23 protein-coding genes are annotated in these 24,939 nt (G+C 66.7%); 7 read left to right on the forward strand and 16 right to left on the reverse strand.

Annotation, left to right across the window (positions count from 1 at the left end; genetic code table 11):
- Window positions 1–59: 59 nt before the first annotated feature.
- The 5 genes from ACYKG1_RS15545 to rlmD form a co-directional block, all read right to left on the reverse strand.
- Entirely contained in the window at window positions 60–614 is a 555-nt protein-coding gene (locus tag ACYKG1_RS15545; RefSeq protein ID WP_005410592.1) for a hypoxanthine-guanine phosphoribosyltransferase, read from the reverse strand.
- A complete protein-coding gene (nagZ, locus tag ACYKG1_RS15550; protein WP_262228042.1) occupies window positions 614–1,621 on the reverse strand; it encodes a beta-N-acetylhexosaminidase in 1,008 nt (335 codons plus the stop codon). The genes ACYKG1_RS15545 and nagZ overlap by 1 nt, the downstream gene beginning before the upstream one ends.
- Window positions 1,622–1,783: 162 nt before the next feature.
- Window positions 1,784–2,479 (reverse strand): DsbA family oxidoreductase, encoded by a 696-nt coding sequence (locus ACYKG1_RS15555; protein WP_478470869.1) that lies wholly within the window; start codon window positions 2,477–2,479, stop codon window positions 1,784–1,786.
- 113 nt (window positions 2,480–2,592) lie between these two features.
- Entirely contained in the window at window positions 2,593–3,078 is a 486-nt protein-coding gene (locus tag ACYKG1_RS15560) for a CYTH domain-containing protein (RefSeq protein WP_100473564.1), read from the reverse strand.
- Window positions 3,079–3,112: 34 nt separating this feature from the next.
- Window positions 3,113–4,447: a 23S rRNA (uracil(1939)-C(5))-methyltransferase RlmD gene (rlmD, locus tag ACYKG1_RS15565; RefSeq protein WP_087923290.1), complete on the reverse strand. Its 1,335-nt coding sequence runs from the start codon at window positions 4,445–4,447 to the stop codon at window positions 3,113–3,115.
- A gap of 127 nt (window positions 4,448–4,574) precedes the next feature.
- Between rlmD and ACYKG1_RS15570 the strand changes: the two genes are divergently transcribed.
- The gene (locus ACYKG1_RS15570; protein ID WP_014038083.1) at window positions 4,575–5,303 is read left to right on the forward strand and encodes a response regulator; all 729 of its coding nucleotides are present in this window, start codon (window positions 4,575–4,577) and stop codon (window positions 5,301–5,303) included.
- 515 nt (window positions 5,304–5,818) lie between these two features.
- On the opposite strand, the gene recO is transcribed toward ACYKG1_RS15570, so the two are convergent.
- The 9 genes from recO to rpoE all read right to left on the reverse strand — a co-directional run bounded on the left by recO (window position 5,819) and on the right by rpoE (window position 14,489).
- Window positions 5,819–6,538: a DNA repair protein RecO gene (gene recO, locus ACYKG1_RS15575; RefSeq protein WP_100473566.1), complete on the reverse strand. Its 720-nt coding sequence runs from the start codon at window positions 6,536–6,538 to the stop codon at window positions 5,819–5,821.
- An 18-nt stretch (window positions 6,539–6,556) separates the two neighbouring features.
- Window positions 6,557–7,453, reverse strand: a complete 897-nt coding sequence (era, locus tag ACYKG1_RS15580) for a GTPase Era (RefSeq protein ID WP_005410599.1) — start codon at window positions 7,451–7,453, stop codon at window positions 6,557–6,559.
- Window positions 7,450–8,130, reverse strand: coding sequence for a ribonuclease III (gene rnc / locus ACYKG1_RS15585; protein WP_100473567.1), 681 nt, complete (start codon window positions 8,128–8,130; stop codon window positions 7,450–7,452). Before rnc ends, era begins: the two co-directional genes overlap by 4 nt.
- Window positions 8,120–8,503, reverse strand: coding sequence for a DUF4845 domain-containing protein (locus tag ACYKG1_RS15590; protein ID WP_014647998.1), 384 nt, complete (start codon window positions 8,501–8,503; stop codon window positions 8,120–8,122). Before ACYKG1_RS15590 ends, rnc begins: the two co-directional genes overlap by 11 nt.
- A 52-nt stretch (window positions 8,504–8,555) precedes the next feature.
- Entirely contained in the window at window positions 8,556–9,350 is a 795-nt protein-coding gene (lepB, locus tag ACYKG1_RS15595; protein ID WP_100473568.1) for a signal peptidase I, read from the reverse strand.
- Between the two features lie 54 nt (window positions 9,351–9,404).
- Window positions 9,405–11,198, reverse strand: coding sequence for a translation elongation factor 4 (lepA, locus tag ACYKG1_RS15600; RefSeq protein WP_162292096.1), 1,794 nt, complete (start codon window positions 11,196–11,198; stop codon window positions 9,405–9,407).
- A gap of 182 nt (window positions 11,199–11,380) precedes the next feature.
- A complete protein-coding gene (locus ACYKG1_RS15605; RefSeq protein WP_262082819.1) occupies window positions 11,381–12,916 on the reverse strand; it encodes a DegQ family serine endoprotease in 1,536 nt (511 codons plus the stop codon).
- A 74-nt stretch (window positions 12,917–12,990) separates the two neighbouring features.
- Window positions 12,991–13,872 carry a sigma-E factor negative regulatory protein gene (locus ACYKG1_RS15610; RefSeq protein ID WP_100473571.1) on the reverse strand — a complete coding sequence of 294 codons (882 nt, stop codon included), beginning with the start codon at window positions 13,870–13,872 and terminating at the stop codon, window positions 12,991–12,993.
- Window positions 13,869–14,489 carry an RNA polymerase sigma factor RpoE gene (gene rpoE, locus ACYKG1_RS15615; RefSeq protein ID WP_014038091.1) on the reverse strand — a complete coding sequence of 207 codons (621 nt, stop codon included), beginning with the start codon at window positions 14,487–14,489 and terminating at the stop codon, window positions 13,869–13,871. The genes ACYKG1_RS15610 and rpoE overlap by 4 nt, the downstream gene beginning before the upstream one ends.
- Before the next feature lie 235 nt (window positions 14,490–14,724).
- Between rpoE and ACYKG1_RS15620 the strand changes: the two genes are divergently transcribed.
- The 4 genes from ACYKG1_RS15620 (at window position 14,725) to ACYKG1_RS15635 (ending at window position 19,773) form a co-directional block, all read left to right on the forward strand.
- On the forward strand, window positions 14,725–16,788 hold the full coding sequence (locus tag ACYKG1_RS15620; RefSeq protein ID WP_262082820.1) for a 3-hydroxyacyl-CoA dehydrogenase NAD-binding domain-containing protein: 2,064 nt from the start codon (window positions 14,725–14,727) through the stop codon (window positions 16,786–16,788).
- A 624-nt stretch (window positions 16,789–17,412) separates the two neighbouring features.
- Entirely contained in the window at window positions 17,413–18,276 is an 864-nt protein-coding gene (locus tag ACYKG1_RS15625) for a pirin family protein (RefSeq protein ID WP_049427674.1), read from the forward strand.
- A 121-nt stretch (window positions 18,277–18,397) separates the two neighbouring features.
- Complete coding sequence (gene aqpZ, locus ACYKG1_RS15630; protein WP_100473573.1) at window positions 18,398–19,117, forward strand: aquaporin Z; 720 nt, start codon at window positions 18,398–18,400, stop codon at window positions 19,115–19,117.
- A gap of 197 nt (window positions 19,118–19,314) precedes the next feature.
- A complete protein-coding gene (locus tag ACYKG1_RS15635) occupies window positions 19,315–19,773 on the forward strand; it encodes a hypothetical protein (RefSeq protein ID WP_100473574.1) in 459 nt (152 codons plus the stop codon).
- 83 nt (window positions 19,774–19,856) lie between these two features.
- Here the strand turns inward: ACYKG1_RS15635 and ACYKG1_RS15640 are convergent, their stop codons facing one another.
- Entirely contained in the window at window positions 19,857–20,708 is an 852-nt protein-coding gene (locus ACYKG1_RS15640) for a pirin family protein (protein ID WP_100473575.1), read from the reverse strand.
- A 215-nt stretch (window positions 20,709–20,923) separates the two neighbouring features.
- Here ACYKG1_RS15640 and ACYKG1_RS15645 point away from each other — a divergent pair, with 215 nt between their 5' ends.
- Window positions 20,924–23,005 carry a carbon starvation CstA family protein gene (locus ACYKG1_RS15645; protein WP_088026772.1) on the forward strand — a complete coding sequence of 694 codons (2,082 nt, stop codon included), beginning with the start codon at window positions 20,924–20,926 and terminating at the stop codon, window positions 23,003–23,005.
- Window positions 23,005–23,229 (forward strand): YbdD/YjiX family protein, encoded by a 225-nt coding sequence (locus tag ACYKG1_RS15650; protein ID WP_005410613.1) that lies wholly within the window; start codon window positions 23,005–23,007, stop codon window positions 23,227–23,229. Before ACYKG1_RS15645 ends, ACYKG1_RS15650 begins: the two co-directional genes overlap by 1 nt.
- Window positions 23,230–23,655: 426 nt before the next feature.
- Here ACYKG1_RS15650 and ACYKG1_RS15655 read toward each other — a convergent pair whose 3' ends face one another.
- Window positions 23,656–24,906, reverse strand: a complete 1,251-nt coding sequence (locus ACYKG1_RS15655; protein WP_262227514.1) for a DUF819 family protein — start codon at window positions 24,904–24,906, stop codon at window positions 23,656–23,658.
- Window positions 24,907–24,939: the final 33 nt, after the last annotated feature.

Consider the following 24,939-nt stretch of genomic DNA (forward strand, 5'->3'; position numbering starts at 1 on the left):
AACGCCGGCACCCGAGGATGCCGGCGATGGAAGAAGACGCGCTGTGGGCAGCTACGCCGTTATTCCTTCATCGCGTAGATGGCCGGCACGCAGCGCAGGGTTTCGTTGACGTCCATGCCGAAGCCGAACACGTAGCGGTCCGGCAGCTCGATGCCGGCGTAGTCTGCGGTCACGTCCGGCAGTGCGCGGTCGTGCTTCTTCACGGTCATCGCGGCGATGCGCACGTCGGTCGCGCCCTGTTCCAGGCACCAGGTACGCACGCCCTGCAGGGTGTAGCCCTCGTCAAGGATGTCGTCCACCAGCAGCACGCGGCGGCCGAACAGCGAAGTGGCCGGCTTGTGCTTCCAGACCAGGTCACCGCCGGTGGTTTCACCGCGGTAACGGGTGGCGTGCAGGTAATCGAACTGCACGTCCTGGCCGCGCGCGCCCAGTTCCAGCGCCAGCTGGCCGGCGAACGGCAGCGCACCGTGCATGATCGACAGGAACAGCGGCACCTCGCCCTTGTAATCGCGCGCGATGGCGTCGGCGATACCAGCGATGGCCTTGTCGATGGTAGGGCGGTCGACCAGCAGGTCAGCCTGCGCCAGGGCCTGGGAAATGGTGAGGTTGGGCATCAGACGGTTCTTCCAAGGGTTTCAAGCAGACGGGATTGGGTATCGCCATGGCGGGCATCGGCCAGCAGGCCGTCCCAGCCAAGCGCGCCGCGGCCGAGCAGGCCCAGCAGCGCAGCAGTATTGAGGGAGCGTCCCTGCACGGCGTGCAGGGCTTCATCGACCAGTTCCGGGTGGCAGACCAGCACGACGTCGCAGCCGGCATCCAGGTGTGCATGCACGCGCGCCGGCACGCCGCCGGCACTGTGCGAGGCGGCCATGCCGATGTCATCGGAGAACACCACGCCGCGGAAGCCGAGCTCGCCGCGCAGGATGTCCTGGATCCAGCGCGGGGAATAGCCGGCCGGCTCAGGCGCCACCTGCGGGTAGATCACGTGCGCCATCATCACCGCGTCGGCACCGGCGGCGATGCCGGCCTGGAACGGGACCAGGTCCTGCGTGCGCAGTTCCTCCAGCGCGCGCGGATCGATCGCGGTATCGACGTGGGTGTCTTCCAGCACGGTGCCGTGGCCGGGGAAATGCTTGAGCGTGGCGGCCATGCCGACCGCATGCATGCCACGCACGTAGGCGGCGGTGAACGCGGCCACCACCTGCGGGTCTTCACTGAAGGCGCGGTTGCCGATGGCGCGGTTACCACGGCCAAGGTCGACCACCGGCGCGAAACTCAGGTCGAGGCCGCTGGCGCGCACCTCGCTGGCCATCAGCCAGGCGTGCTGCTCGGCCAGGGCCAGCGCCCGCTGCGGATCGGTCGCGTACAGCGCGCCGATCTCCTGCAGCGGCGGCAGCGCGCTGTAGCCCTCGCGGAAGCGCTGCACGCGGCCGCCTTCCTGGTCCACGCAGATCAGCTGCGGGCGCGGGGCAGCGGCGCGGATCGCCGCGCTCAGATCGGTCACCTGCTGGCGCGACGCAAAGTTGCGCTTGAACAGCACCACCCCGGCCACGGCATCGTGCTGCAGCCAGTCGCGTTCCTGAGCGGTCAGTTCGGTGCCGGCAACGCCGATCAGCAGCATGGTCGATCTCCACAACACGCGCCCGCATGGCGCAGTGCCGCATTGTCGCAGAACCGGCCGACAGGCGCAGTGGTCAAGGCAAAAGGGAAGCGTGGGGTCAGAGCCCCTGCGGGGATCTGACCCCGGGGTCGGATCCCCGCAGGGGCTCTGACCCCGATCTGATCAGACCTTGCAGCCGTCCGGGCCGCAGGCCTCGTCGCCGCCCGCCAGGGTGCTCGGGATGCCCTGTTCGGCCGCGATCTGGCGCAGGGCGTTGGCGAATCCCTCTGGGGGCTGTGCTCCGGAAATGGCCCAGCGGCCGTCGATGACGAAGGTCGGCACCGAGGAAATGCCCAACGCGCGGGCCTCCTCCAGCTTTGCTTCAACTTCGGCCAAGCCTCGGTCGGAGGCCAGCATCTGCGCGATTTCAACAGCGTCGAGGCCGCCTGCCACACCGGCCTTGATCAGCACCGAAGGGTCCGCCAGGTTCTGGCCAAGCTCGAAGTGGGCGCGGAACAGCGCCTCCCCGACCGCATCCTGCACGCCGTGCTGTCCGGCCAGCCACAGCACCCGGTGCGCCGGCAGCGTGGTCACCCGCACCTGGCCCTGGCTGAAATCCATCGGCAGGCCCTCGGCCCGCGCGGTGGTCTGGGTCTGGCCGAGGATCTGCTCGGTACGCTCGACGCCACCGAACTTGCGCACGTAGGCCTCGCGCAGCGGCACCGGGGTGTCGTCCGCGTCCGGATCCAGCTGGAACGGCTGCCAGTGGATATCGAGTTCAGGCGCATTGGCGCCCAGCAACTGCATGCCCTGCTGGAAGCGGTGCTTGCCGATCCAGCACCAGGGGCAGACCACGTCGGAGTAGATGTCGATTCTCATCCCCCCGACATGGGGCCCGCCTCCCTCGAAAAAAGGGGACGGAGGGGATTAAGTCGTTTCCCGCACAAGTGGGGTAAAGGCGACTTAATCCCCTCCGTCCCCTTTCTGGGGTTTCACCATTGTGAATAGGGGCGGCTAGCCAGCGCGACGTTGTAGTAGCGCGCGTCGTCGGTGACTTCGGCGCCCACCCAGTCCGGCAGGTCAATGGCCTGGTCGGCGCTGTCCAGCTCGACTTCGGCCACGACCAGGCCGGCGTTGTCGCCGAGGAATTCGTCCACTTCCCAGGTCAGGCCGGCGTGTTCAACCAGATGGCGACGCTTGTCGATCAGCCCCCCCACGCACAACGCCAGCAGCGCGCGCGCATCGTCCACCGGGATCGGGTAGTCGAACTCCTGGCGGGTATGGCCGATGGTGCGCGACTTCAGGTTCAGGGCCGCATGGTCGCCTTCGATGCGCACGCGCACCGAGGCGTTCTGGGTGCCGCGGTCGAGCGCGCCCATGTCGTTGATGTAGCCCTGCGCCATCGGGATCACCCGATGCGCGGCGGTGCGCCAGCCATCACTGCTGACGAGGAATTTGCGTTCGATTTCGATGCCCATCGCGCCATTATGCGCGATGGGTGATGACAACCTGTCAGCGCTTCTCGAACACCGCGATGCTTTCCACATGCGCGGTGTGCGGGAACATGTCCATGGCGCCGGCACTGACCAGGGTGAAGCCCTGCTCATTGACCAGATAGCCGGCATCGCGGGCCAGCGAGCCCGGGTGGCAGCTGACGTAAACGATGCGCTTGAACTGCTTCAGCGGCAGCTGCTGCAGCACTTCGATCGCGCCCGAGCGCGGCGGGTCCAGCAGCAGCTTGTCGAAGCCCTGGCGCATCCACGGGGTGCTGCGCTGGTCCTGGGTCAGGTCGGCGCTGAAGAACTGCGCGTTGGCCAGGCCATTGCGCTCGGCGTTCTCACGCGCACGCGCGACCAGGCCGGCATCGCCTTCCACGCCGACCACCTCGCGCACGCGGCGCGCCAGCGGCAGGGTGAAGTTGCCCAGGCCACAGAACAGGTCCAGCACGCGCTCGTCTTCCCCCGGTTCCAGCAGGTCCAGGGCGTGGGCGATCATCTTCTCGTTGAGCTTGGCATTGACCTGGATGAAGTCCAGCGGACGGAACGCCAGCTCGACATCCCACGGCGCCAACCGGAACGACAGCGGCACGCCCTGCCCGTCCAGCGGTTGCACCGTGTCCACGCCGCCGGATTGCAGGTAGATCACGAAGCCATGCTGCTGGCCGAAGGCGGCCCAGGCCACGCGGTCGGCATCGCTGAGCGGCTGCAGATGGCGCACGGTCAGGACCACGGCCTGGTCACCGGCGATGAACTCGATCTGCGGGATGTCACGCTTGCCATCGAGTGACTCGATGAAAGTGGACAGCGCCTCGACCTTGGTGCCGATCTCGGGGATCACGGTCAGGCACTGGCTGAGGTCGGCGACGAAGCGCGGATCCTGTTCACGGAAGCCGACCAGTGTCTTGTCCTTCTTCTCGACCCGGCGCACCGAGAAGCGGCCCTTGCGGCGGTAACCCCAGCTTTCTCCGACCAGTGGCGCCAGCACGGTGCCCGGCTTCACATGACCGATCCGCTCCAGGTTGTCCATCAGCACGCGCTGCTTGGCGACGATCTGCTGGTCCTCGTCCAGGTGCTGCAGCACGCAACCGGCGCAGGTACCGAAATGAGGGCACTTGGGGGTCACCCGCTGCGGCGAGGCCTGCAGCACCTCCACGGTGCGCGCCTCGTCGAAATGGCGGCTGCGGGCGGTCTGTTCAGCCATCACCACCTCGCCGGGCAGCGCGCCACTGACGAAGGTGACCTTGCCGCCCTCGCCTTCACGGCGGGCGACACCGCGACCATCATGGCTGAGGTCGAGGATCTCGGTCTGGAATGGGGTACGGTCGGTGCGGGAACGGGATCGGGCCACGTGGCAACAGGCTGCGGGCAAAAATGGGGGCGTATTGTCGCAGATCCTGACCGACGGGGCCGGGACCCGCTTGCGCCCGTGGCCGCCGTGCTTGATGATTGGGACAGCTGACATGGAGGCAGCCCTGATGCAGATGACCCCGCGGGCCGCACGGCCCCGCTTCCTGCTTGTCGAGGACGACATCATCAGCCGCGGTTTTTTCAAGGCGGCGTTGGAAACGTTACCGGCGGATGTGGATACCGCAGATTCGCTGGCCAGTGCCCTGGCCAGTGCCGAACCCGGCGCGCATGATCTGTGGCTGATCGACGTCAACCTGCCGGACGGCAATGGCGCGCAGCTGCTGCGCGAGCTGCGCCGTTCACACCCCGACACGCCGGCGCTGGCACATACCGCCGACGGCGATACCTCCATCCACGCCCGCCTGCGCGAAGCCGGTTTCAGCGACACCCTGGTCAAGCCACTGGGCCGCGACCAGCTGCTGAAGGCGGTGCGCCGTGCGCTGGTCAACAGCCCGGCGGGAATCTTCGTTGCACAGGCCCCGGCCGCAGTCGAGCTGGCCGTACAGGACTGGGACGAGACCGCAGCCCTGGCCGCGCTCAATGGCCAGCGCAACCACCTGATCGCCCTGCGCGAGCTGTTCCTGGCCGAGTTGCCGGGCGTGCGTGATGCAGTGGAGCAGGCGGTGGACCAGCACGACGAGCGCCAGCTGCGCAGCCAGCTGCACCGGCTGCAGGCCAGCTGTGGCTTCGTGGGAGCGGCACGGTTGGGCCGGGCGGTGCGCCAGCTACATCATGCGCCCGAGTCCGGACAGGCCCAGGCGGGGTTCCGCGATGCGGTGGCTGCCCTGCTGCATTGAGGGGTGTTCGGCAGGGCTGCGCCCTGCACCTGCAGAGGCTTCAAGCCAAGGCAACGGCAAGAGCAAAAACTGGAATTCCGTGGGCTGGTGGGGCGGTGTCGGAGTGCGGGGACGCCGCAAGTACGTCCTTGTAGGCTTGGCAGCCGCATCCATGCGGCTGACACCCCGCACTCCGACACCGCCCCACCTCTGACAGATTTCCGCGATCGGGTAGATCCACGCCATCCGTGGATGAATCTCTGTCAGATATCGAAATTCAAACTGGGGTCGGATCCGTTTTCCGAAGGAAAACGGATCTGACCCCGTCGGCATGTCCAACAGCTCGCAAGAAACTGTCGAAGGCGGGGTGGGTCCGGTTGAGGGGGCGTGAGCCGCATGGATGCGGCGACCGAGCTTACATGGACGTACTTGCAGCGCCCCCCTCAACCGGCCCCACCCCGCCTACCCACGGTATGCACGCTGTTGCTGTTGCTTTGGCCTCGGCAGGTGCAGGGCTGCAGGCCCTGCCGCCCCCTTCAACGCCTGGGCGCGAGCTGCTCGAGCATTTCCCAGGATTTCAGGCCACGCGGCCCCAGGTGGTGGGCCAGCACCCGCCGCATCGGCAGGCGCAGGCTGGCCAGGTCGGCGGCATCCGGCTCTTCATCTGCCGCCAACGCCAGCAGCGCCGAGCCAGTGGCCGCTGCCCGGCGCTCCCCGCCGCGCTCGCTCAGCAGGCGCTGCGCGCCCTCCTGCGGATCCAGTTCGTAGCGCGCCGCCGGGTCGATCGGCTGGCCATCGCTGGCACTGTCCAGCTCGAAACCCAGGCCCAGCGAAGACAGCAGCTCGCGTTCGAAACGGCGCAGGGTCCAGGCCAGACCGGCGCCCACCGCCAGCCGTGCGCGCGCCTCGCCGTAGGCCAGGTACAGTTCCGGCAACGGGTCCTGGCGCGGGGCCAGGCGCAGGGTCAGTTCACTCAGGTAGAAGCCGGCCAGCATCGCCTGGCCGACCAGGCGCGGCGCGGCATCCAGCGCCTCGGCACCACGCAGCTGGGCCAGTTCACCCCGCTGCTGGGCACTGAAGCGGATCCACTGCAACGGCTGCAGGGCGGCACGCAGCACCTGGCCCTTGGCAGTGGACACGCCACGCGCCAGCAGGCCAATGCGGCCATGCTGCGCGCTCAACACTTCGACCAGCAAGCTGGTCTCGCGGTAGGCCCGTGCATGCAGCACGAAGCCGGTGTCGTCCTCGATCATCATCGAAGCGACCGTCGCGGCTTATTCGTAGCCGAAGGCCTTCAGCGCGGCCTCGTCGTCGGACCAGCCTTCACGCACGCGCACCCAGGTTTCCAGGAACACCTTGGCCCCGAACAGACGCTCCATCTGCAGGCGGGACTTGGCGCCGATCTCCTTCAGGCGAGCGCCGCCCTTGCCGATCACGATGGCCTTCTGGCCCTCGCGCTCGACCCAGATCACCGCGCCGATGCGCAGCAGGTTGCCGTCCTCGGTGAAGCGCTCGATCTCGACGGTGGTGGCGTACGGCAGTTCCTCGCCGAGCTGTCGCATCAGCTGCTCGCGCACCAGTTCACCGGCCAGGAAACGCTGGCTCCGGTCGGTGATCTCGTCCTCGCCGAACATCGGCGGGGCTTCCGGCAAAAGCTTCAGCACGTCGCGCACCAGTGCTTCCAGGCCGTTGCGCTTCTGCGCGGAGATCGGATGCACGGCGGCGAAATCGCGACCTTCGGTCACCTGCTGAAGGAACGGCAGCAGCGCGCCCTTTTCCTTCAGGCGATCGATCTTGTTGACCACCAGAACGACCGGAATACCGGCGTCGCGCAGCACGTTGAAGGCCAGGCTGTCTTCTTCATCCCAGCGGCCGGCTTCGATCACCAGCAGGCCAGCATCAACGCCTTCCAGCGAGCCACGCGCGGCGCGGTTCATTACCCGGTTCATTGCCCGCTTCTGCACTTTGTGCAGGCCGGGGGTGTCGACCAGCACCAGCTGGCCTTCCGGATAGGTGGCGATGCCCAGCAGGCGATGACGGGTGGTCTGCGGACGATTGGAGACGATGCTGACCTTGGCACCGACCAGGGCATTGGTCAGGGTCGACTTGCCCACGTTCGGGCGGCCGATGACGGCCACGCTGCCGCAATGATGGGGAGTTTGTTCGCTCACTTGGAATCCAGTTGTTCTAGGACGGCCGCAGCCGCCTGTTGTTCGGCAAGCCGCCGCGAGGGGCCTTCGCCCTCGGTGCTGGCGGCCGGGTCAGCTACGATGCAGCGTACCCGGAAATGTTTGGCGTGGTCGTCACCGGATTCTGACACCAGTTCGTACTGCGGCAACGCCTTCTGGCGGGCCTGCAGCCACTCCTGCAGGCGGGTCTTGGGGTCCTTCTCGGGCCGGCCGGAGGCCGGCAGTGCCTCGATCGAAGCGCTGAACCAGGGCAGTACCACCGCCCGGCAGGCCTCGAAGCCGGCGTCCAGGTAGATCGCGGCCACCACGGCTTCCACCGCGTCGGCCAGGATCGAATCACGACGATGTCCGCCGGACTTCATTTCGCCCGGGCCCAGGATCAGCCGCTCACCCAGTTCCAGGGTACGTCCAATCACCGCCAGCGCGCCCTCACGCACCAGCTCGGCGCGGGCACGGGTCATCGCGCCTTCGTCAGCCTTGGGCCAGCGTCGGTACAACGCCTCGGCCGCCATCATGTTGACGATGCTGTCGCCCAGGAATTCCAGGCGCTCGTTGTGTGGCGCACCGGCACTGCGATGGGTCAGCGCCTGCTTCAGCAGCGCCGGGTCGTGGAAGGGATGACCGATCAGGTCACCACGTTGGAAAGGTTTATTCGGCACCGCTTCGGGTCAGGTCCTGGGATGAATCGAATTTGCCAACCACATCCAGGTTGCCGACCAGCGGACGGCGCACTTCGTAGTTGACCTTGAGGGTCCAGCCATTGTCGCGACGGTCGAACTTCACGTTGGCCGGCTTCACGTTTTCCGAGTAGTTGATGTACAGGCGCTTGAAGAACAGATCCTGGATCCGGGCCGGTTCCATGCTGCCCACCCCGGGCTCGTTGGCCAGGCTCTTCATCGCCGAGCGCACCGCGTAATACTCCTGGTACATCGGGAACAGCTTCATGCCGATGTAAAGGAAGAAACCGACCACGATCAGGACCGCCAGGAACGAGGTCAGGGTCATGCCACGCTGCGTGTTCATCGTCTTCATTGCGTTCTCCCCAGATACGCGTTGGATGTGAAAATACTCGGTTGATGCCTGATCAGTTGATGCTCGAGCCGATCCGCGACGGCTCGAAGCCATCCTTGCAGAACCAGCCCTGGCAGTTCAGCCAGATCAGGAAGGCCTTGCCGCGCAGGTTTTCTTCCGGCAGCAGCCCCCAGAAACGGCCATCGTCGCTGTTGTCACGGTTGTCGCCCATCACCAGGTACCTGCCGGCCGGCACGGTCCACTGGCCCTGGCCGCGCGGATAGTCGGTCTCCAGCACGGTGTGGGTACGACCGGGAAGGTGCTCGACCAGCAGGTTGGCGCCCTCGCCCTGGCCCTTGTGGCCGGCATAGATGCCCTTGTTGTCGTACTTCAGCGGCTCGCCGTTGAGGATCACGCCGTCGCCTTCAAAGACCACGGTGTCACCTGGCACGCCGATCACGCGCTTGATGAAGTTCTCGCCCTTGGCCGGGTCGTTGTCGCTGTGGCCGGGGAAGTGGAACACCACCACGTCGCCGCGCGACGGCTCGCCGAACGGCACGATCTTGGTGTTGCTGATCGGCAGGCGCAGGCCGTAGGAGAACTTGTTGACGAGGATGAAATCGCCGATCAGCAGGTTCGGCATCATCGAGCTGGACGGGATCTTGTACGGCTCGGCGATGAAACTGCGCACGACCAGCACGATCGCCAGCACCGGGAAGAACGCGCGCGAGTAATCCACCAGCACCGGCTCGGAATCGAGCAGGCCCGCGCGCTGGGCGCGACGCTTGGCGAGATACAGCTTGTCCGCGAGCAGGATCAGGCCCGAGGCCAGGGTCAGCACGACCAGGAGGATCTCAAACAGTTTCATTCAGGGTCCTTTGCAACGTCACCAGACGACCGGCCCAGAAGGGCCGGTGCGGGCTTACTTGTTGTCCATCTGCAGCACGGCCAGGAACGCTTCCTGCGGAATCTCCACGCGGCCGACCTGCTTCATGCGCTTCTTGCCTTCCTTCTGCTTTTCCAGAAGCTTCTTCTTGCGCGAAACGTCGCCACCATAGCACTTGGCCAGCACGTTCTTGCGCATCGCCTTGACCGTGGTACGGGCGATGATCTGCGAGCCGACCGCGGCCTGGATGGCCACGTCGAACATCTGGCGCGGGATCAGGTCCTTCATCTTCTCGCACAGCTCGCGGCCGCGGCGATCGGCATGGCTGCGGTGCACGATCAGCGACAGCGCATCGACCTTGTCGCCGTTGATCAGCACGTCCACGCGCACGAACGGGCCCGCGTCGAAGCGCACGAAGTGATAGTCCAGCGAGGCATAGCCACGGCTGACCGACTTCAGCTTGTCGAAGAAGTCCAGGACCACCTCGGCCATCGGCAGCTCATAACTGATCTGCACCTGGCTGCCCAGGTAGTTGATGCCGATCTGGCTGCCGCGCTTTTCCTCGCACAGCTTGATGATGTTGCCGATGTACTCCTCGGGGGTGAGCACGTTGGCACGGATGATCGGCTCACGGATCTCTTCGACCTGGTTCACCGGCGGCAGCTTGGCCGGGTTGTCCATGTTGATGATCGAGCCATCGGTCTTCAGGACCTCATACACCACCGTCGGCGCGGTGCTGATCAGGTCAAGGTTGTATTCGCGCTCCAGGCGTTCCTGCACGATTTCCATGTGCAACATGCCGAGGAAGCCGCAGCGGAAGCCGAAGCCCATCGCCTCGGAGCTCTCCGGCTCGAAACGCAGCGCGGCATCGTTCAGACGCAGCTTGTCCAGCGCTTCGCGCAGGTCCGGGTAGTCCTCGGCATCGACCGGGAACAGGCCGGCGAACACGCGCGGCTGCATTTCCTGGAAGCCCGGCAGCGGCTTCGGCGCCGGGTCGCCAGCCAGGGTCAGGGTGTCGCCGACCGGGGCGCCGTGCACGTCCTTGATGCTGGCGGTCACCCAACCCACTTCACCGGCCTTCAACGCCGGCAGCACCTTGCGCTTCGGGGTGAACACGCCGACGTTGTCGACCTGGTGATTGCGGCCGGTCGACATCACCTGCAGCTTGTCGCCGGCCTTGATCTCGCCCTGCATCACGCGCACCAGCGAGACCACGCCCAGGTAGTTGTCGAACCAGGAATCGATGATCAGCGCCTGCAGCTTCTCGGTATCGCGCGGCGTCGGCGGCGGGATGCGGTGCACGATCGCTTCCAGCACGTCCTGCACGTTCAGGCCGGTCTTGGCGCTGACCGGCACGGCGTCGGAGGCGTCGATGCCGATCACGGCCTCGATCTCGGCCTTGGCACGCTCGATGTCGGCGGTGGGCAGGTCGATCTTGTTGATCACCGGCACCACTTCCAGGCCCTGCTCCACGGCGGTGTAACAGTTGGCCACCGACTGCGCTTCCACGCCCTGGGCGGCATCGACCACCAGCAGAGCACCTTCGCAGGCGGCCAGCGAACGGCTGACTTCATAGGAGAAGTCGACGTGGCCGGGCGTGTCGATGAAGTTCAGGTGGTAGGTCTGCCCGTCCTTGGCCAGGTACGGCAGCGACACCGACTGCGCCTTGATCGTGATGCCACGCTCGCGCTCGATCGGATTGGAATCGAGCACCTGCGCTTCCATCTCGCGGGCCTGCAGGCCACCGCAGAGCTGGATGATGCGGTCGGCCAACGTGGACTTGCCGTGGTCGACATGGGCGATGATGGAGAAGTTGCGGATGTTCCGCATCGAATCAGAAGACATAGGTGGCGGCGGCGCGCGGCGTCGTCAGGGTAACGGTCGATTATCGCACGCCCAGCGCCCGGCCGCGAAAACCGGCTGCCGGACACCGGCCCGGAACGACCGAAGCCCCGCCGGGGCGGGGCTTCGGGGAGAAACGCAGGGGGCCGCCGGAGCGGCCCCGGCAGGCCTTACTGGCCGGCCTTGACCGCCACGAAGGCGCTGTTGCCATTGGCCGTGCGGACCAGCAGCATCACCACGTCGCCCTTCTTGAAGCTGGACAGCGCCCGGTTCAGGGCATCCACGCTGCCGACCGCAACGCGGCCGACCTGCAGGATCACCATGCCCGGCGACAGGCCGGCATCCCGCGCTGCCTGGCCCTTGACCCCGGTGATGCGCACGCCTTCGTTGCCGTTGAGCCCGAACTGCTTGCGCTGGGCCGCATTCAGATCGCTGACGTCCAGCCCCAGCAGGGCATTGGCGCCGGTCTGCGGAGCCGCCTCTGCATTGCCGGTCGCCGGCCCGCGGGCACTGGCCTGCCCGTCTTCGCTCAGCGCGGTCAGCGTGGCACTGAGCTCATGCGGCTTGCCGTCGCGGTACACCACCAGGTTCACCTTGCTGCCCGGCGCCATCGCACCGATCAGCGGCGGCAGGTCGGACCAGCTGTTGACCGCGCTGCCGTTGACCGAGCGGATGACATCGCCCACCTGCACACCGGCCTTGGCGGCTGCACTGCCGGCCACGATCTGGTTGACCAGGGCGCCACGGCTGTCCGGCAGGCCCAGGCCCTGCGCCTTCAGCGAATCGATCGGCTCGACCACCGCGCCGAGCTGGCCTCGGGTGACCTTGCCGCTCTTCTTGATCTGCTCGACCGCACTCATCGCCAGGTCGATCGGGATCGCGAAGCTGATGCCCATGTAGCCGCCGGAGGCGGAGAAGATCTGCGAGTTGATGCCGACCACTTCGCCGCGGGTATTGAGCAGCGGTCCACCGGAATTGCCCTGGTTGATCGCCACGTCGGTCTGGATGAACGGCACGTAGCGCTGATCGGCACCGCCGGTGCTGCGGCCCAGCGCGCTGACGATACCGGCCGTGACCGAGTGGTCGAGGCCGAACGGCGAACCGATCGCGACAACCCACTGGCCCGGCTTCAGGGTGTTGGAGTCGCCCACGCGCACGGTCGGCAGGTTCTTGCCGTCGATCTTCAGCAGGGCCACGTCGTACTGCTGGTCACTGCCCACCACCTTGGCGGTGAACTCGCGGCTGTCGCCCAGCTTGACCTTCACCTCACTGGCGTCGGCCACCACGTGGTAGTTGGTCAGCACATAGCCATCGGGGGAAATGATGAAGCCCGAGCCCATGCCGCGGCCCTTGATGCTGGGGCCACCGTCCGGGCCGCCAGGGCCCTGCCCCGGCATCGGGAAATCCGGTCCGAAGAAGCGGCGGAAGAACTCCGGCATGTCATCGTCACCGCCCATCGGGCCCCGCGAGGCCTGGCGGTTGTTGCGGACGATGGTGGTGTCGACGTTGACCACGCCCGGGCCGACCTGTTCGACCAGGTTGGTGAAGTCGGGCAGGCCGCTGACGAGCGGCTGTGCGGGTACCCGCGGCGCTGCGGCCGGCGCTGGCTGGGGCTGGGCGGCAGGCGCCGGCGCCTGGGCACAGGCCATCAGGGGAAGGGTCAGGGCCAGCAGGCCAATGGCCTGCGTGCGGAGTCGGGGAGTCATCGGACGGCAACCTCCGGGTCGGATGGAAAAAGGAATACGGGCCCCGCCGACGGCGGGGCGTGAAGGCGCCCGGCTCAGTCGCGCGGGCGCGGCGGCACCGGCAGGTCGTCCTGCAGGCGCGGCTCGAATGGGTAGAACGCCGCACCACCGGCGTGAGCCGGGAAGCTGGCATTGAGCGCGCCACCGGCGGCGGGCGCCAGGCTGGAGCGCGGCCACGGCCGGGCCTGCAACCCACCGACCTCACCGAACGGCAGGTTGCGGTTGGCGCTGGCGGGCACGGTCGGAGTCAACGGTGCCTGCGCGGAAGCCACGGCGCGCAGCGGCACATCGTCACGCTGGGCGGCACGCGCAGCCTGCTGGCTGCGGGTGGCACTGGCGCGGCGGGCGTCCTGGCGGCGGCTGGCGGCAGCCATCGCCACGGCCGGCGCAGCCGCAACGGCCACTGCCGCGGTATCCACCGATGCTTCGGTGACCGTCACCGGGCGGCTCGGTGCCGGCGCCAGCTGGGCCTCGCTGGCAATCACCTGGGGGGCCAGCGGCTCGCCCGGTGTGGCCTCCTGCAGCTTCTCGCCGCCCATGAACAGCGCCACGGCCGCCACCGAGGCGGCCAGTGCGGCACCGCCCCCCCAAGCCCGCCAGCCACTGCGGCGTACCTGGCGACGGGGCTCGGGCTGCGGCGCGGGCTCGGCGGCAACAGCAGCGGCCACGGCGGCGCTGAAACCGGCCGGTGCCAGCACCGAGGCCTGCCCGCGCATCACGTCGCCCAGCAGCTGCCAACGCTCCTGGCAGCCGGCCAGTTCGGGGTCGTGCTCCATCCGGCGCAGCAGGAAGCGCGCTTCATCAGCGCCCAGCTCGCCATCGACCAGGGCCGACAGCTGTTCGCGATGGCGCTGGTCCAGGCGCTGCCCGGCGGGCGATTGATGGTTCTGCGATTCGTTGAACGGATTACTGGTCATACGCGGCTCTTCTCACGGGTGGCGCTGCCGATGTCCAACAGCGGCCGGAGTTCGGTGTCGATCGCCTCGCGCGCCCGGAAAATCCGTGACCGCACGGTGCCGATCGGGCACCCCATCTTCTGCGCGATATCCTCGTAGCTCAGGCCTTCCACCTCGCGCAGGGTGATCGCCGACCGGAGTTCTTCCGGCAGCGCGTTGACGGCCTTCATGACCGTCTGTTCCAGCTCCTGGCGCATCAATTCGCGCTCGGGCGTATCGGTGTCCCGCAGGCGGGTACCGCTGTCGAACTGCTCGGCGTCGCCGATGTCGATGTCGTCGGTCGGCGGACGGCGATTGTGTGAAGCCAGGTAGTTTTTGGCGGTATTCACGGCGATTCGATGCAACCAGGTTGAGAACTGGGCATCGCCACGGAAACTTCCGATCGCGCGGTAGGCACGGATGAAAGTGTCCTGGGCGACGTCCTGACATTCGCTCCAGTCGGCGATGTAGCGACCGACCAGGGCCACGACCCGATGCTGGTACTTGCGCACCAGGACATCGAATGCGGCACTCTCGCCGTGCTGCACGCGCCGGACCAGTTCCAGATCCAGCTCCTGAGGTGTATCAACATCGGCCATGAGGGGCCGCACTCCTGTCAGCCCAACCGACGTCGGGCAATGAGACTGCCAATCCCGGGAAAAGTTCAGTCGCCGATCACCTGGCGCCGCACCAGCTTTTAACCACCGTTCCGTTAGCGTCCCGGTCCACGGCCATGGATCCGGGGTCGCCACTCCCCTGCTATTGGGATTTGACGCGGGGGAAACAACCTCTGGATCATAGCCGCTTCTCCATACACAACCGGATGGAACGTCCATGCTCTCAGGCTTCGATGGTCTCCGCTTCAGCCACTGGCACCCCGAGATCCGCGACGACGGCGTGGTGGTTCTCTCCCTGGATCGTCAGGACAGCAGCGTCAACGCGATGTCGCAGGATGTGCTGCTGGAACTGGGCGACCTGCTCGAGCGCATCGCGCTGGACCCGCCCAAGGGCGTGGTGATCCAGTCGCTGAAGAAGGCCGGCTTCATTGCCGGTGCCGACCTGAAGGAGTTCCAGGAATTCGATCGTCGCGGCACCGTCAACGACGCCATCCGGCGTGGCCAGGCCACCTACCAGAAGCTGGCCGAGCTGCCCTGCCCGACCGTGGCGGCCATCCACGGCCACTGCCTCGGCGGCGGCACCGAGCTTGCCCTGGCTTGCCGCTACCGCGTGGCCTCCAATGACAGCAGCACCCGCATCGGCCTGCCGGAAACCCAGCTGGGCATCTTCCCGGGCTGGGGCGGCAGCGCGCGCCTGCCGCAGCTGGTCGGCGCCCCGGCGGCGATGGACATGATGCTGACCGGCCGCACCCTGTCGGCCTCGGCCGCGCGTGGCATCGGCCTGGTCGACAAGGTGGTGGCACCGGCGGTGGTGCTCGACACTGCCGTGGCGCTGGCGCTGTCCGGCACCACGCGCCCGTTCAAGCAGCGCGCGACGGCCTGGGCCACCAACACCTGGCTGGCACGCACGCTGCTGGCGCCACAGATGGTCAAGCAGGTCGCACGCAAGGCCAAGAAGGACCAGTACCCGGCGCCGTATGCATTGATCAGCACCTGGCAGCGCAGCGGTGGCAAGCCGATCCAGGCCCGCCTGGACGCCGAGCGGCGGGCCGTGGTGAAGCTGGCCAGCACGCCGACCGCGCGCAACCTGATCCGTATCTTCTTCCTGACCGAGCGCCTGAAGGGCCTCGGCGGTGGTGATTCCGGCATCCGCCACGTGCACGTGGTCGGTGCCGGCGTGATGGGCGGTGACATCGCCGCATGGGCCGCGTACAAGGGCTTCGAGGTAACCCTGCAGGACCGCGAGCAGCGCTTCATCGACCCGGCCATGGAACGCGCACAGGCGCTGTTCGCCAAGAAGGTGCGCGACGAGAGCAAACGCCCCGCCGTGGCCGCGCGCCTGCGTGCCGACCTGGAAGGCAATGGCGTGGCCGAGGCCGACCTGGTGATCGAGGCGATCATCGAGAACCCCGAAGCCAAGCGTGCGCTGTACCAGACGCTCGAGCCGAAGATGAAGCTGGATGCGCTGCTGACCACCAACACCTCGTCGATTCCGCTGGTGGAGCTGCGCGACCACATCCAGCGCCCGGCACAGTTCGCCGGCCTGCACTACTTCAACCCGGTGGCACAGATGCCGTTGGTGGAGATCATCCATCACGACGGCATGGCGCCGGAGACCGAGCGCCGCCTGGCCGCGTTCTGCAAGGCGCTGGGCAAGTTCCCGGTGCCGGTGGCCGGCAGCCCGGGCTTCCTGGTCAACCGCGTGCTGTTCCCGTACATGCTGGAAGCTGCCACTGCCTACGCCGAAGGCATCCCGGGCCCGGTGATCGACAAGGCCGCCGTGAAGTTCGGCATGCCGATGGGCCCGATCGAACTGATCGACACCGTGGGCCTGGACGTGGCCGCCGGCGTCGGCCGCGAACTGGCACCGTTCCTGGGCCTGCAGATTCCGGCCGCGCTGCAGACCGTGGAGCCGGACAAGCGCGGCAAGAAGGATGGCCAGGGCATCTACACCTGGGAGAACGGCAAGCCGAAGAAGCCGGACGTTGCCAGCGACTACCAGGCCCCGGCCGACCTGGAGGACCGCCTGATCCTGCCGCTGTTGAACGAGGCGGTGGCCTGCCTGCACGAAGGCGTGGTGGCCGATGCAGACCTGCTGGATGCCGGCGTGATCTTCGGCACCGGTTTCGCACCGTTCCGCGGCGGCCCGATCCAGCACATCCGTGCGGTGGGTGCTGATGCGATCGTCGAGCGTTTGAAGGCATTGCAGCAGCGCCACGGCGACCGCTTCGCGCCGCGCCCGGGCTGGGACAATCCCATCCTGCGCGAACCGGTGGTTTGATCGGCCGGGCCTGCGGCCCGGCACCCGCAGAGGCAACGTCAAGTTCTAAAGCAGAAGCCAGAGCCAAAGCGGCTCTGGCTTTTCTGTTTGGTGGGCGGGGCGGTGTGGGTGGGCAGGACACGCCGTAAACCCGTCCCTGGGGGCTCGATGGCGCCATCCATGGCGCCAACGGTCCTGCCCACCCACACCGCCCCACCCCTGACAGCTTCCCGGTGACGGTCGGTGAACCGCGAATCTGGTTGATGGCTACTGCGAACTGATGGGTGGCTACCTTGGTTGCCACCAGGAGCGAAGCGACCGGCGTTTGATTTTGATTTTCTTTTTTCTTCTCCGTGGCTGGACAGCACACGGAAACTGTCAGAGGTCGGCGGGTGGGTTGCGCAGGACCGTTGGCGCCATGGATGGCGCCATCGAGCCCCCATGGATGGGTTTACGGCGTGTCCTGCGCAACCCACCCGCCCGGCCAAGCGCGGCTTTTGATTTTCCTTCCGCCTTCAGCGACCAACCCACAGCCACGAGGGGCTGCGCCGTTGGCTGGAACAACCTGTTACCCATACGGGGCATGTCCCCGCCACAGCCGCATGCGATGCTGATCACCTGATCCCTGCCAGCGAGAACGCCCGCATGACCACCATCATCGCCCCGCGCGTGCACGACATCGGCGGCCTCGAAGTCCGTCGCGCCGTCCCCACCCTGCAGGCGCGCAGCATCGGCTCCTTCGTGTTCGTCGACCAGATGGGCCCGGCACTCATGCACCCCGGCACGGCCATCGACGTGCGCCCGCATCCGCACATCGGCCTGGCCACCGTCACCTACCTGTGGTCGGGCGCCATCGGCCACCGCGACACGCTGGGCTCGGACCAGGTGATCCGTCCCGGCGACGTCAACTGGATGACCGCCGGCCGCGGCATCGCCCATTCCGAGCGCACGCCGCAACCGGACCGCGACCACGACAACCCGATCCATGGCATGCAGACCTGGGTCGCACTGCCGAAGTCGCATGAGGAAATCGAGCCGGCGTTCTACCACCATGCCGCCGCCACCCTGCCCGAGCAGCGCCGCAATGGGGCCTGGCTGCGGGTGATCGCCGGCCGTGCCTATGGCGAGGAATCGCCGGTGAAGGTGTTCGCCGACACGCTCAACGTGGCGATCGATCTCGACCCGGATGCAGAGATCGATATCGACGACGGCCACCGCGAGCGCGCGTTGTACATCCTCGAAGGCGAGGCGCAGCTCGATGGCGTGGACATCCCCGCTCAGCACCTGGTAATTCCCGAAGCCGGCGCGCGAGGGCGCCTGCGCGCGAAGACGCCGGTCAAGGCGATGCTGTTCGGTGGCGAGCCGCTGGATGGCCCGCGGCACCTGTGGTGGAACTTCGTGTCCAGCTCGAAGGAGCGAATCGAGCAGGCCAAGCACGACTGGGAAGCCGGCCGCTTCGGCACCATTCCGGGCGACGACAAGGAGTTCATTCCCCTGCCCCAGTACTGAACATCGCGTGTTGCACACATCCGAAGGTGTATCCCTGCACCCGGCGTTGACGCTACAGTCACCCGCTGATCACTGAAATGTGACATAAATCACACTTTAGACCGTCAAAGGAGTGCAACACATGAGCATGGGTAAACGCTTGTCCGCCGAGTTCCTCGGCACGTTCTGGCTGGTTCTGGGTGGCTGTGGCAGTGCGGTGCTGGCCGCCAAGTTCGGTGGCGACGGCAATCCGCTGGGTATCGGTTTCCTCGGCGTGGCCCTGGCCTTCGGCCTGACCGTGGTGACCGGCGCCTATGCGTTCGGCCACATCTCCGGCGCGCACTTCAACCCCGCGGTCAGTGTCGGCCTGTGGGCCGGCGGTCGTTTCCCGACCAAGGACCTGATCCCGTACATCATCGCCCAGGTGGCTGGCGGCCTGCTGGCCGGTTTCATCCTGCTGCAGATCGCCTCCGGCGCCAGCGGCTTCGCCATCGATGGCAGCCAGGCCGGTGCGTTCGCCAGCAACGGCTACGGCGCACTGTCGCCCGGTGGTTACAGCGTGGCAGCGGCCTTCCTGTGCGAAGTGGTGCTGACCGCGGTGTTCCTGATCGTGATCATGGGTGCCACCCACGGCAAGGCACCGGCCGGCTTCGCCCCGCTGGCGATCGGCCTGTCGCTGACCCTGATCCACCTGATCAGCATCCCGGTCACCAACACCTCGGTGAACCCGGCCCGCTCCACCGCCGTGGCCTTCTTCGCCGGCAGCGGCGCAATCGGCCAGCTGTGGCTGTTCTGGGTCGCGCCCCTGCTGGGCGGCGCGATCGGCGGCATCATCTACAAGTGGATCGGCAGCGACCGCTGATCCACGCGGCGCCCATTGCGGCCGACCCTCGGCCGCAATGGTTACTTCTGTAACCGCGAATTGTGCGATCGCTCACGTTCCGTTAAGGTTGAGTTGACCGTCCGTGCACATGCCGGATGGGGCGGCATCCGGGGATGGGATGCCATGGCCGCTGGCGCTGCCGGCGGAGCCAAACAACTCATCACCTTGGGGGATGCATGAAGTTCGTGCCTGTCATGTTGTCGAGCCTGCTGTTTGCCGCGGCCCAGGCCGCCGCGCAGGCGCCGTCCGAATGTCCTTCGCTGCCCGCCAGCAGTGGCCTGCAGTGGCAGCAAGTGGTGCAGGCCGATTTCCTGGTCTGCCGCGCCAGCACCACCGATGGTCGCGAAGTGCTGAGCCTGATGCTCAGCGCGCGTGATCCCGCCATTCCGCTGAGCCGCTCGCTGCGCCAGGAAAAAGGCAGCTTCGCTGGTGAATCACTGTACTGGTACCAGCCCGACCTGGGCGGCCAGCAACCGCCGGGGTATGCCGAGCGGCGCATCAGCGTGGTCAAGATCGACAAAGGGCGTTACGCGCAGATTTCGCTGTATCCGGACAGCGCGCAGGAGCTGGGCTCACTGCAGCAGCTGGCGCAGGGCATGAGCCTGACCCCGTCGGCCGTGGCCGCCGGGCGCTGACGGTGATGGGGATGACTGCCTGGCAGCATCCCCGCAGGATCCGACGCGCGGGACGTTCGCCGGGCATGGCCCGGCGCTACCCGTCAGAACCTGCCTTCCTGGAAATCGACGAAGGCCTGCATCAGTTCCTGCCGCGTGTTCATCACGAACGGGCCGTGGCGCATCACCGGCTCACGCAGCGGACGGCCTGCTACAAGGATCAGCCGCGCGCCTTCGCTGCCGGCCGAAACATGCAGCTGTTCGCCGCCGCCCAGCACCGCCAGTTCCTGGCGCGCGACATCGCGGGCAGCGTCCTGCTCACCCACCGTCAGCGCTCCTTCGAATACATAGGCGAAGGCGTTGTGGCCTTCCGGCAGCGTATAGGTCCAGGCCCGGTCGGGCGCCAACGTGATGTCGAGGTAAAGCGGCTCGGTGGCCGGTTGCACGATCGGGCCGCGGGTGCCGCCGACCGTACCGGCGATCACCTTCACCTCCACACCCGGCTCCGGGTGCACCACGGGAATGCGCTCGGGTGCGAATTCCTGGTACTTCGGGTCGGTCATCTTCTCCTTCGCCGGCAGGTTCACCCACAGCTGGAACCCGCGCATCTGCCCGCTTTCCTGCTCGGGCATCTCCGAGTGCACCAGGCCACGGCCAGCGGTCATCCACTGCACGCTGCCCGGGGTCAGCAGGCCTTCGTTGCCGTGGTTGTCGCGATGCCGCATGCGCCCGTCGAGCATGTAGGTGACGGTCTCGAAACCGCGATGCGGATGCTCCGGGAAGCCTGCGATGTAGTCCTCGGCGCGGTCGGTACCGAATTCATCGAGCAGCAGGAACGGATCCAGGTCGGGCAGCGTGGGGCCGCCGATGACGCGGGTCAGGCGCACGCCAGCACCGTCGGAGGTGGGCATGCCACGGATGGTGCGCAGCACGCGGACCGGTTCGGGGAAGCTCATGGCGACTCCTGTTGGATGGATGCCACTGAAGATGGACGCCACACGGCCGTAGGCCAATGGATGGCTCCGCAACCGATTGTTCCATCCCTGACGTTCGCTGCACGTCAGCGCGCCCTGCGTACGACCAAAGTACTACCGCAGATTCGTCCTGTGCCAATTGACCCTGTCGAAGGCAAGCAGGACTCTTTGACTGTCTTTCCGGGAGAGAGCACCTCATGAAAGGGTTTTCCAAACTGGGCTGGGCGGTACTCGCTCTGCTCGGCGCGTTCTGTCTGGGCACCGTGGCGCTGCGCCGCGGCGAACACATCAATGCCCTGTGGATCGTCGTCGCGGCGGTTTCGCTGTACCTGGTCGCCTACCGCTTCTACAGCCTGTTCATCGCCAACAAGGTGATGCAGCTGGATCCGACCCGGGCCACCCCGGCGGTGATCAACAACGATGGCCTGGACTACGTGCCGACCAACAAGCACGTCCTGTTCGGCCACCACTTCGCCGCCATCGCCGGCGCCGGTCCGCTGGTCGGCCCGGTGCTGGCCGCGCAGATGGGCTACCTGCCCGGACTGCTGTGGCTGGTGGTGGGCGTGGTACTGGCCGGTGCGGTGCAGGACTTCATGGTGCTGTTCCTGTCCAGCCGTCGCAACGGCCGCTCGCTGGGCGACCTGGTGCGGGAGGAGATGGGCCAGGTGCCCGGCACCATCGCGTTGTTCGGTGCGTTCCTGATCATGATCATCATCCTGGCGGTGCTGGCGATGGTGGTGGTCAAGGCGCTGGCCGAAAGCCCGTGGGGCATGTTCACCGTGATCGCGACGATGCCCATCGCGATCCTGATGGGTGTGTACATGCGCTACATCCGCCCCGGCAAGATCGGCGAGATCTCGGTGGTTGGCCTGATCCTGCTGCTGGCCGCGATCTGGTACGGCGGCAAGGTCGCCGCCGACCCGGTGTGGGGCCCGGCGTTCACCTTCACCGGCACCCAGATCACCTGGATGCTGATCGGTTACGGCTTCGTCGCCTCGGTGCTGCCGGTGTGGCTGCTGCTGGCCCCGCGCGACTACCTGTCGACCTTCCTGAAGATCGGCACCATCATTGCGCTGGCCATCGGCATCCTGGTGGTGATGCCGGAACTGAAGATGCCGGCGCTGACCCAGTTCGCCGCCAGCGGTGATGGCCCGGTGTGGAAGGGCGGCATGTTCCCGTTCCTGTTCATCACGATCGCCTGCGGTGCGGTCTCCGGCTTCCATGCCCTGATTTCCTCCGGCACCACGCCGAAGCTGCTGGCCAATGAAGCGCACATGCGTTACATCGGCTACGGCGGCATGCTGATGGAATCGTTCGTGGCGGTGATGGCACTGGTGGCGGCCTCGATCATCGATCCGGGCATCTACTTCGCGATGAACAGCCCGGCGGCAGTGATCGGTGCCGATGCGGCCTCGGCGGCGCACTACATCACCAACACCTGGGGCTTCACCATCACCCCCGAGCAGCTGACCGCGACCGCGGCGGCGATTGGCGAGCCGACCATCCTGCACCGCGCCGGTGGTGCGCCGACGCTGGCGGTGGGCATCGCGCAGATCCTGCACCAGGCCATCCCCAGCAGCAGCGACGCGATGATGGCGTTCTGGTACCACTTCGCGATCCTGTTCGAAGCACTGTTCATCCTCACCGCGGTGGACGCCGGCACCCGCGCCGGTCGCTTCATGCTGCAGGACCTGCTGGGCAACTTCGTGCCGGCCCTGAAGAAGACCGAATCGTGGACCGCCAACATCATCGGCACCGCCGGCTGCGTGGCGCTGTGGGGCTACCTGCTGTACACCGGTGTGGTCGATCCGTTCGGTGGCATCCAGACGCTGTGGCCGCTGTTCGGCATCTCCAACCAGATGCTGGCCGGTATCGCGCTGATGCTGGGCACGGTGGTGTTGTTCAAGATGAAGCGTGACCGCTATGCCTGGGTCACCGCGGTACCGGCGGTGTGGCTGCTGATCTGCACCACCTACGCCGGCTTCATCAAGATCTTCGACAGCAATCCGGCGCAGGGTTTCCTGGCACAGGCACACAAGTTCCAGGCCGCGCTCGCCAGCGACACCATCACCGCACCGGCCAAGTCCGTGGCGCAGATGAAGCAGATCGTGGTCAACGCCTACGTCAACACCGGCCTGACCGCGCTGTTCCTGCTGGTGGTGGGCGCGGTGCTGGTGTATTCGATCAAGACCATCCTGGCGGCCCGCCGCAATCCGCAGCGCACCGACCGCGAGACCCCGTACGTGGCGCTGAAGCCGCATGAAATGGTGGATCTGTGATGAGCACGCAACTGGTTCCCGCCGGCCAGTACCAGGCGCACCGCCGTATCTGGCGGCGCCTGGTGCAGACCGCACGGCTGTGCTGTGGCATTCCTGATTACGACAATTACGTCCGGCACATGCTGGAAAAGCACCCGGACCAGGAGCCGATGGACTACAAGACGTTCTTCCGCGAGCGCCAGGAAGCGCGTTACGGCGGGCGCAACGGCGGCCGCTGCTGTTGAGCAGTGAGGTGGGTGCCGGGCTTACAGCCCGGCGCCCGCAGAGGCAACTGCAACTGCAACGGCCAAAGCGTCGGCTCTGGTTTTCCGTGAATTTGGCGGGGTGGTGTCGGATGGCGGGGACGCCGTAAACCCGTCCTTGGGGGCTTGGCCGCGGCATCCATGCCGCGGACACCCCGCCATCCGACACCACCCCACCTTCGACAGATTTCCGGTGACGGCAAGAAGCATCAGGGGGCAGATCCGTTTCCGCGGGGAAACGGATCTGTCCTTTCTTTGTTCATGGATACCCATGAAGTGCATCCACGCATGACGTGGATCTATCCGGTGGCAGGCAAAAAGAAAGCCGAGCGTGGGCTCGGCTCTGCACGGGGAAAGCGTGTCCACGGCAATTACCGTGAACACGCAACATGATCGTCAGCTCAGGACTCAGGCTCCGGCCATCCACTTCAGCATCAGGCCGGTGACATACGCCAGCCCGGTGCCGGTGGCATAACCGACCGTGCCCAGCAGCACGCCCACCGGGGCCAGGGTCGGATGGAATGCCGCTGCCACCACCGGCGCCGACGCCGCAGCGCCGATGTTGCCCTGCGAACCGATCGCGAAGAAGAACAGCGGCGCGCGCAGCAGCTTGGCCACCACCCACAGCACCAGCACGTGCGTGGCCATCCAGATCGCGCCGAGCAGGAACAGCCACGGCCGATCCAGCAGCGACAGCAGGTTCATCTGCATGCCGATGCAGGCGATCAGGAAATACAGGAACACCGTGCCCAGGCGCGACGCACCCGCCGCTTCCAGCCGGCGCGCGCGGGTGAAGCTCAGGCCCAGGCCCATTGCGGTGGACAGCAGGATCACCCAGACGAACTGGCTGTCGAGGCTGAACTGGCTGGCCCAGCTGACATTGGCCTTGAACCAGCCCGCCAGCGGCGCGGCGATGGCATGGGCCAGGCCGACACCACCCAATGCCACGCCAACGATCACCATCAGGTCGGTCATGCTGGGAATGCGCGCGTTCTGTGCCTCGTAGGCACTGATGCGTGCCTTCATCTCGTCGATGGCACGGGTATCGGCACCGTTGCGGGTGTCGATCTGCTGCGCGCGGTTGGCCAGGAACAGCAGGATCGCCATCCACAGGCTGGCGCAGGCCACGTCGACCACCGCGAACTGGCCGAAGGTGGTGGCATCGGTGCCGAACACTTCGCGCATGGCGACCATGTTGGCGCCGCCGCCGATCCAGCTGCCGGCCAGCGCGGCCATGCCGGCCCAGGTGTCACCGGCCACGGTTTCCGGATGGATCAGCTTCATCAGCTGGAACGACACGATGGCGCCGAGCATGATGCCGGCGGTGCCCGCGCAGAACACCAGCAGCAGCTTCGGGCCGAGCTTGATGACGCCCTTCAGGTCGATCGAAAGTGTCAGCAGGACCAGCGCCGCCGGCAGCAGCACGTCGCGCGCGACCGGGTTGTACAGCGAGGTGTTGTGGCCATCGATGACACCGGCGGTGTTGTAGATGGCGGGGATGAAATAGCACAGCAGCAGTGCCGGCACCCAGGCGAAGATCTTCTTCAGCAACGGGGTCGGACCACTGGCGGCCCAGAAGATCAGGGCCAGGGTGGCAGCAATCAGGCCCAGGCCAACGATGTCGTTGCTGATCAGGGCAGTAGCGGGTTCGGTCGGCATGGGATCCTCTGTCGATCGAAAGAGCGGGAAAAA

The sequence above is a fragment of the Stenotrophomonas sp. 85239_Sma genome (assembly GCF_056481725.1).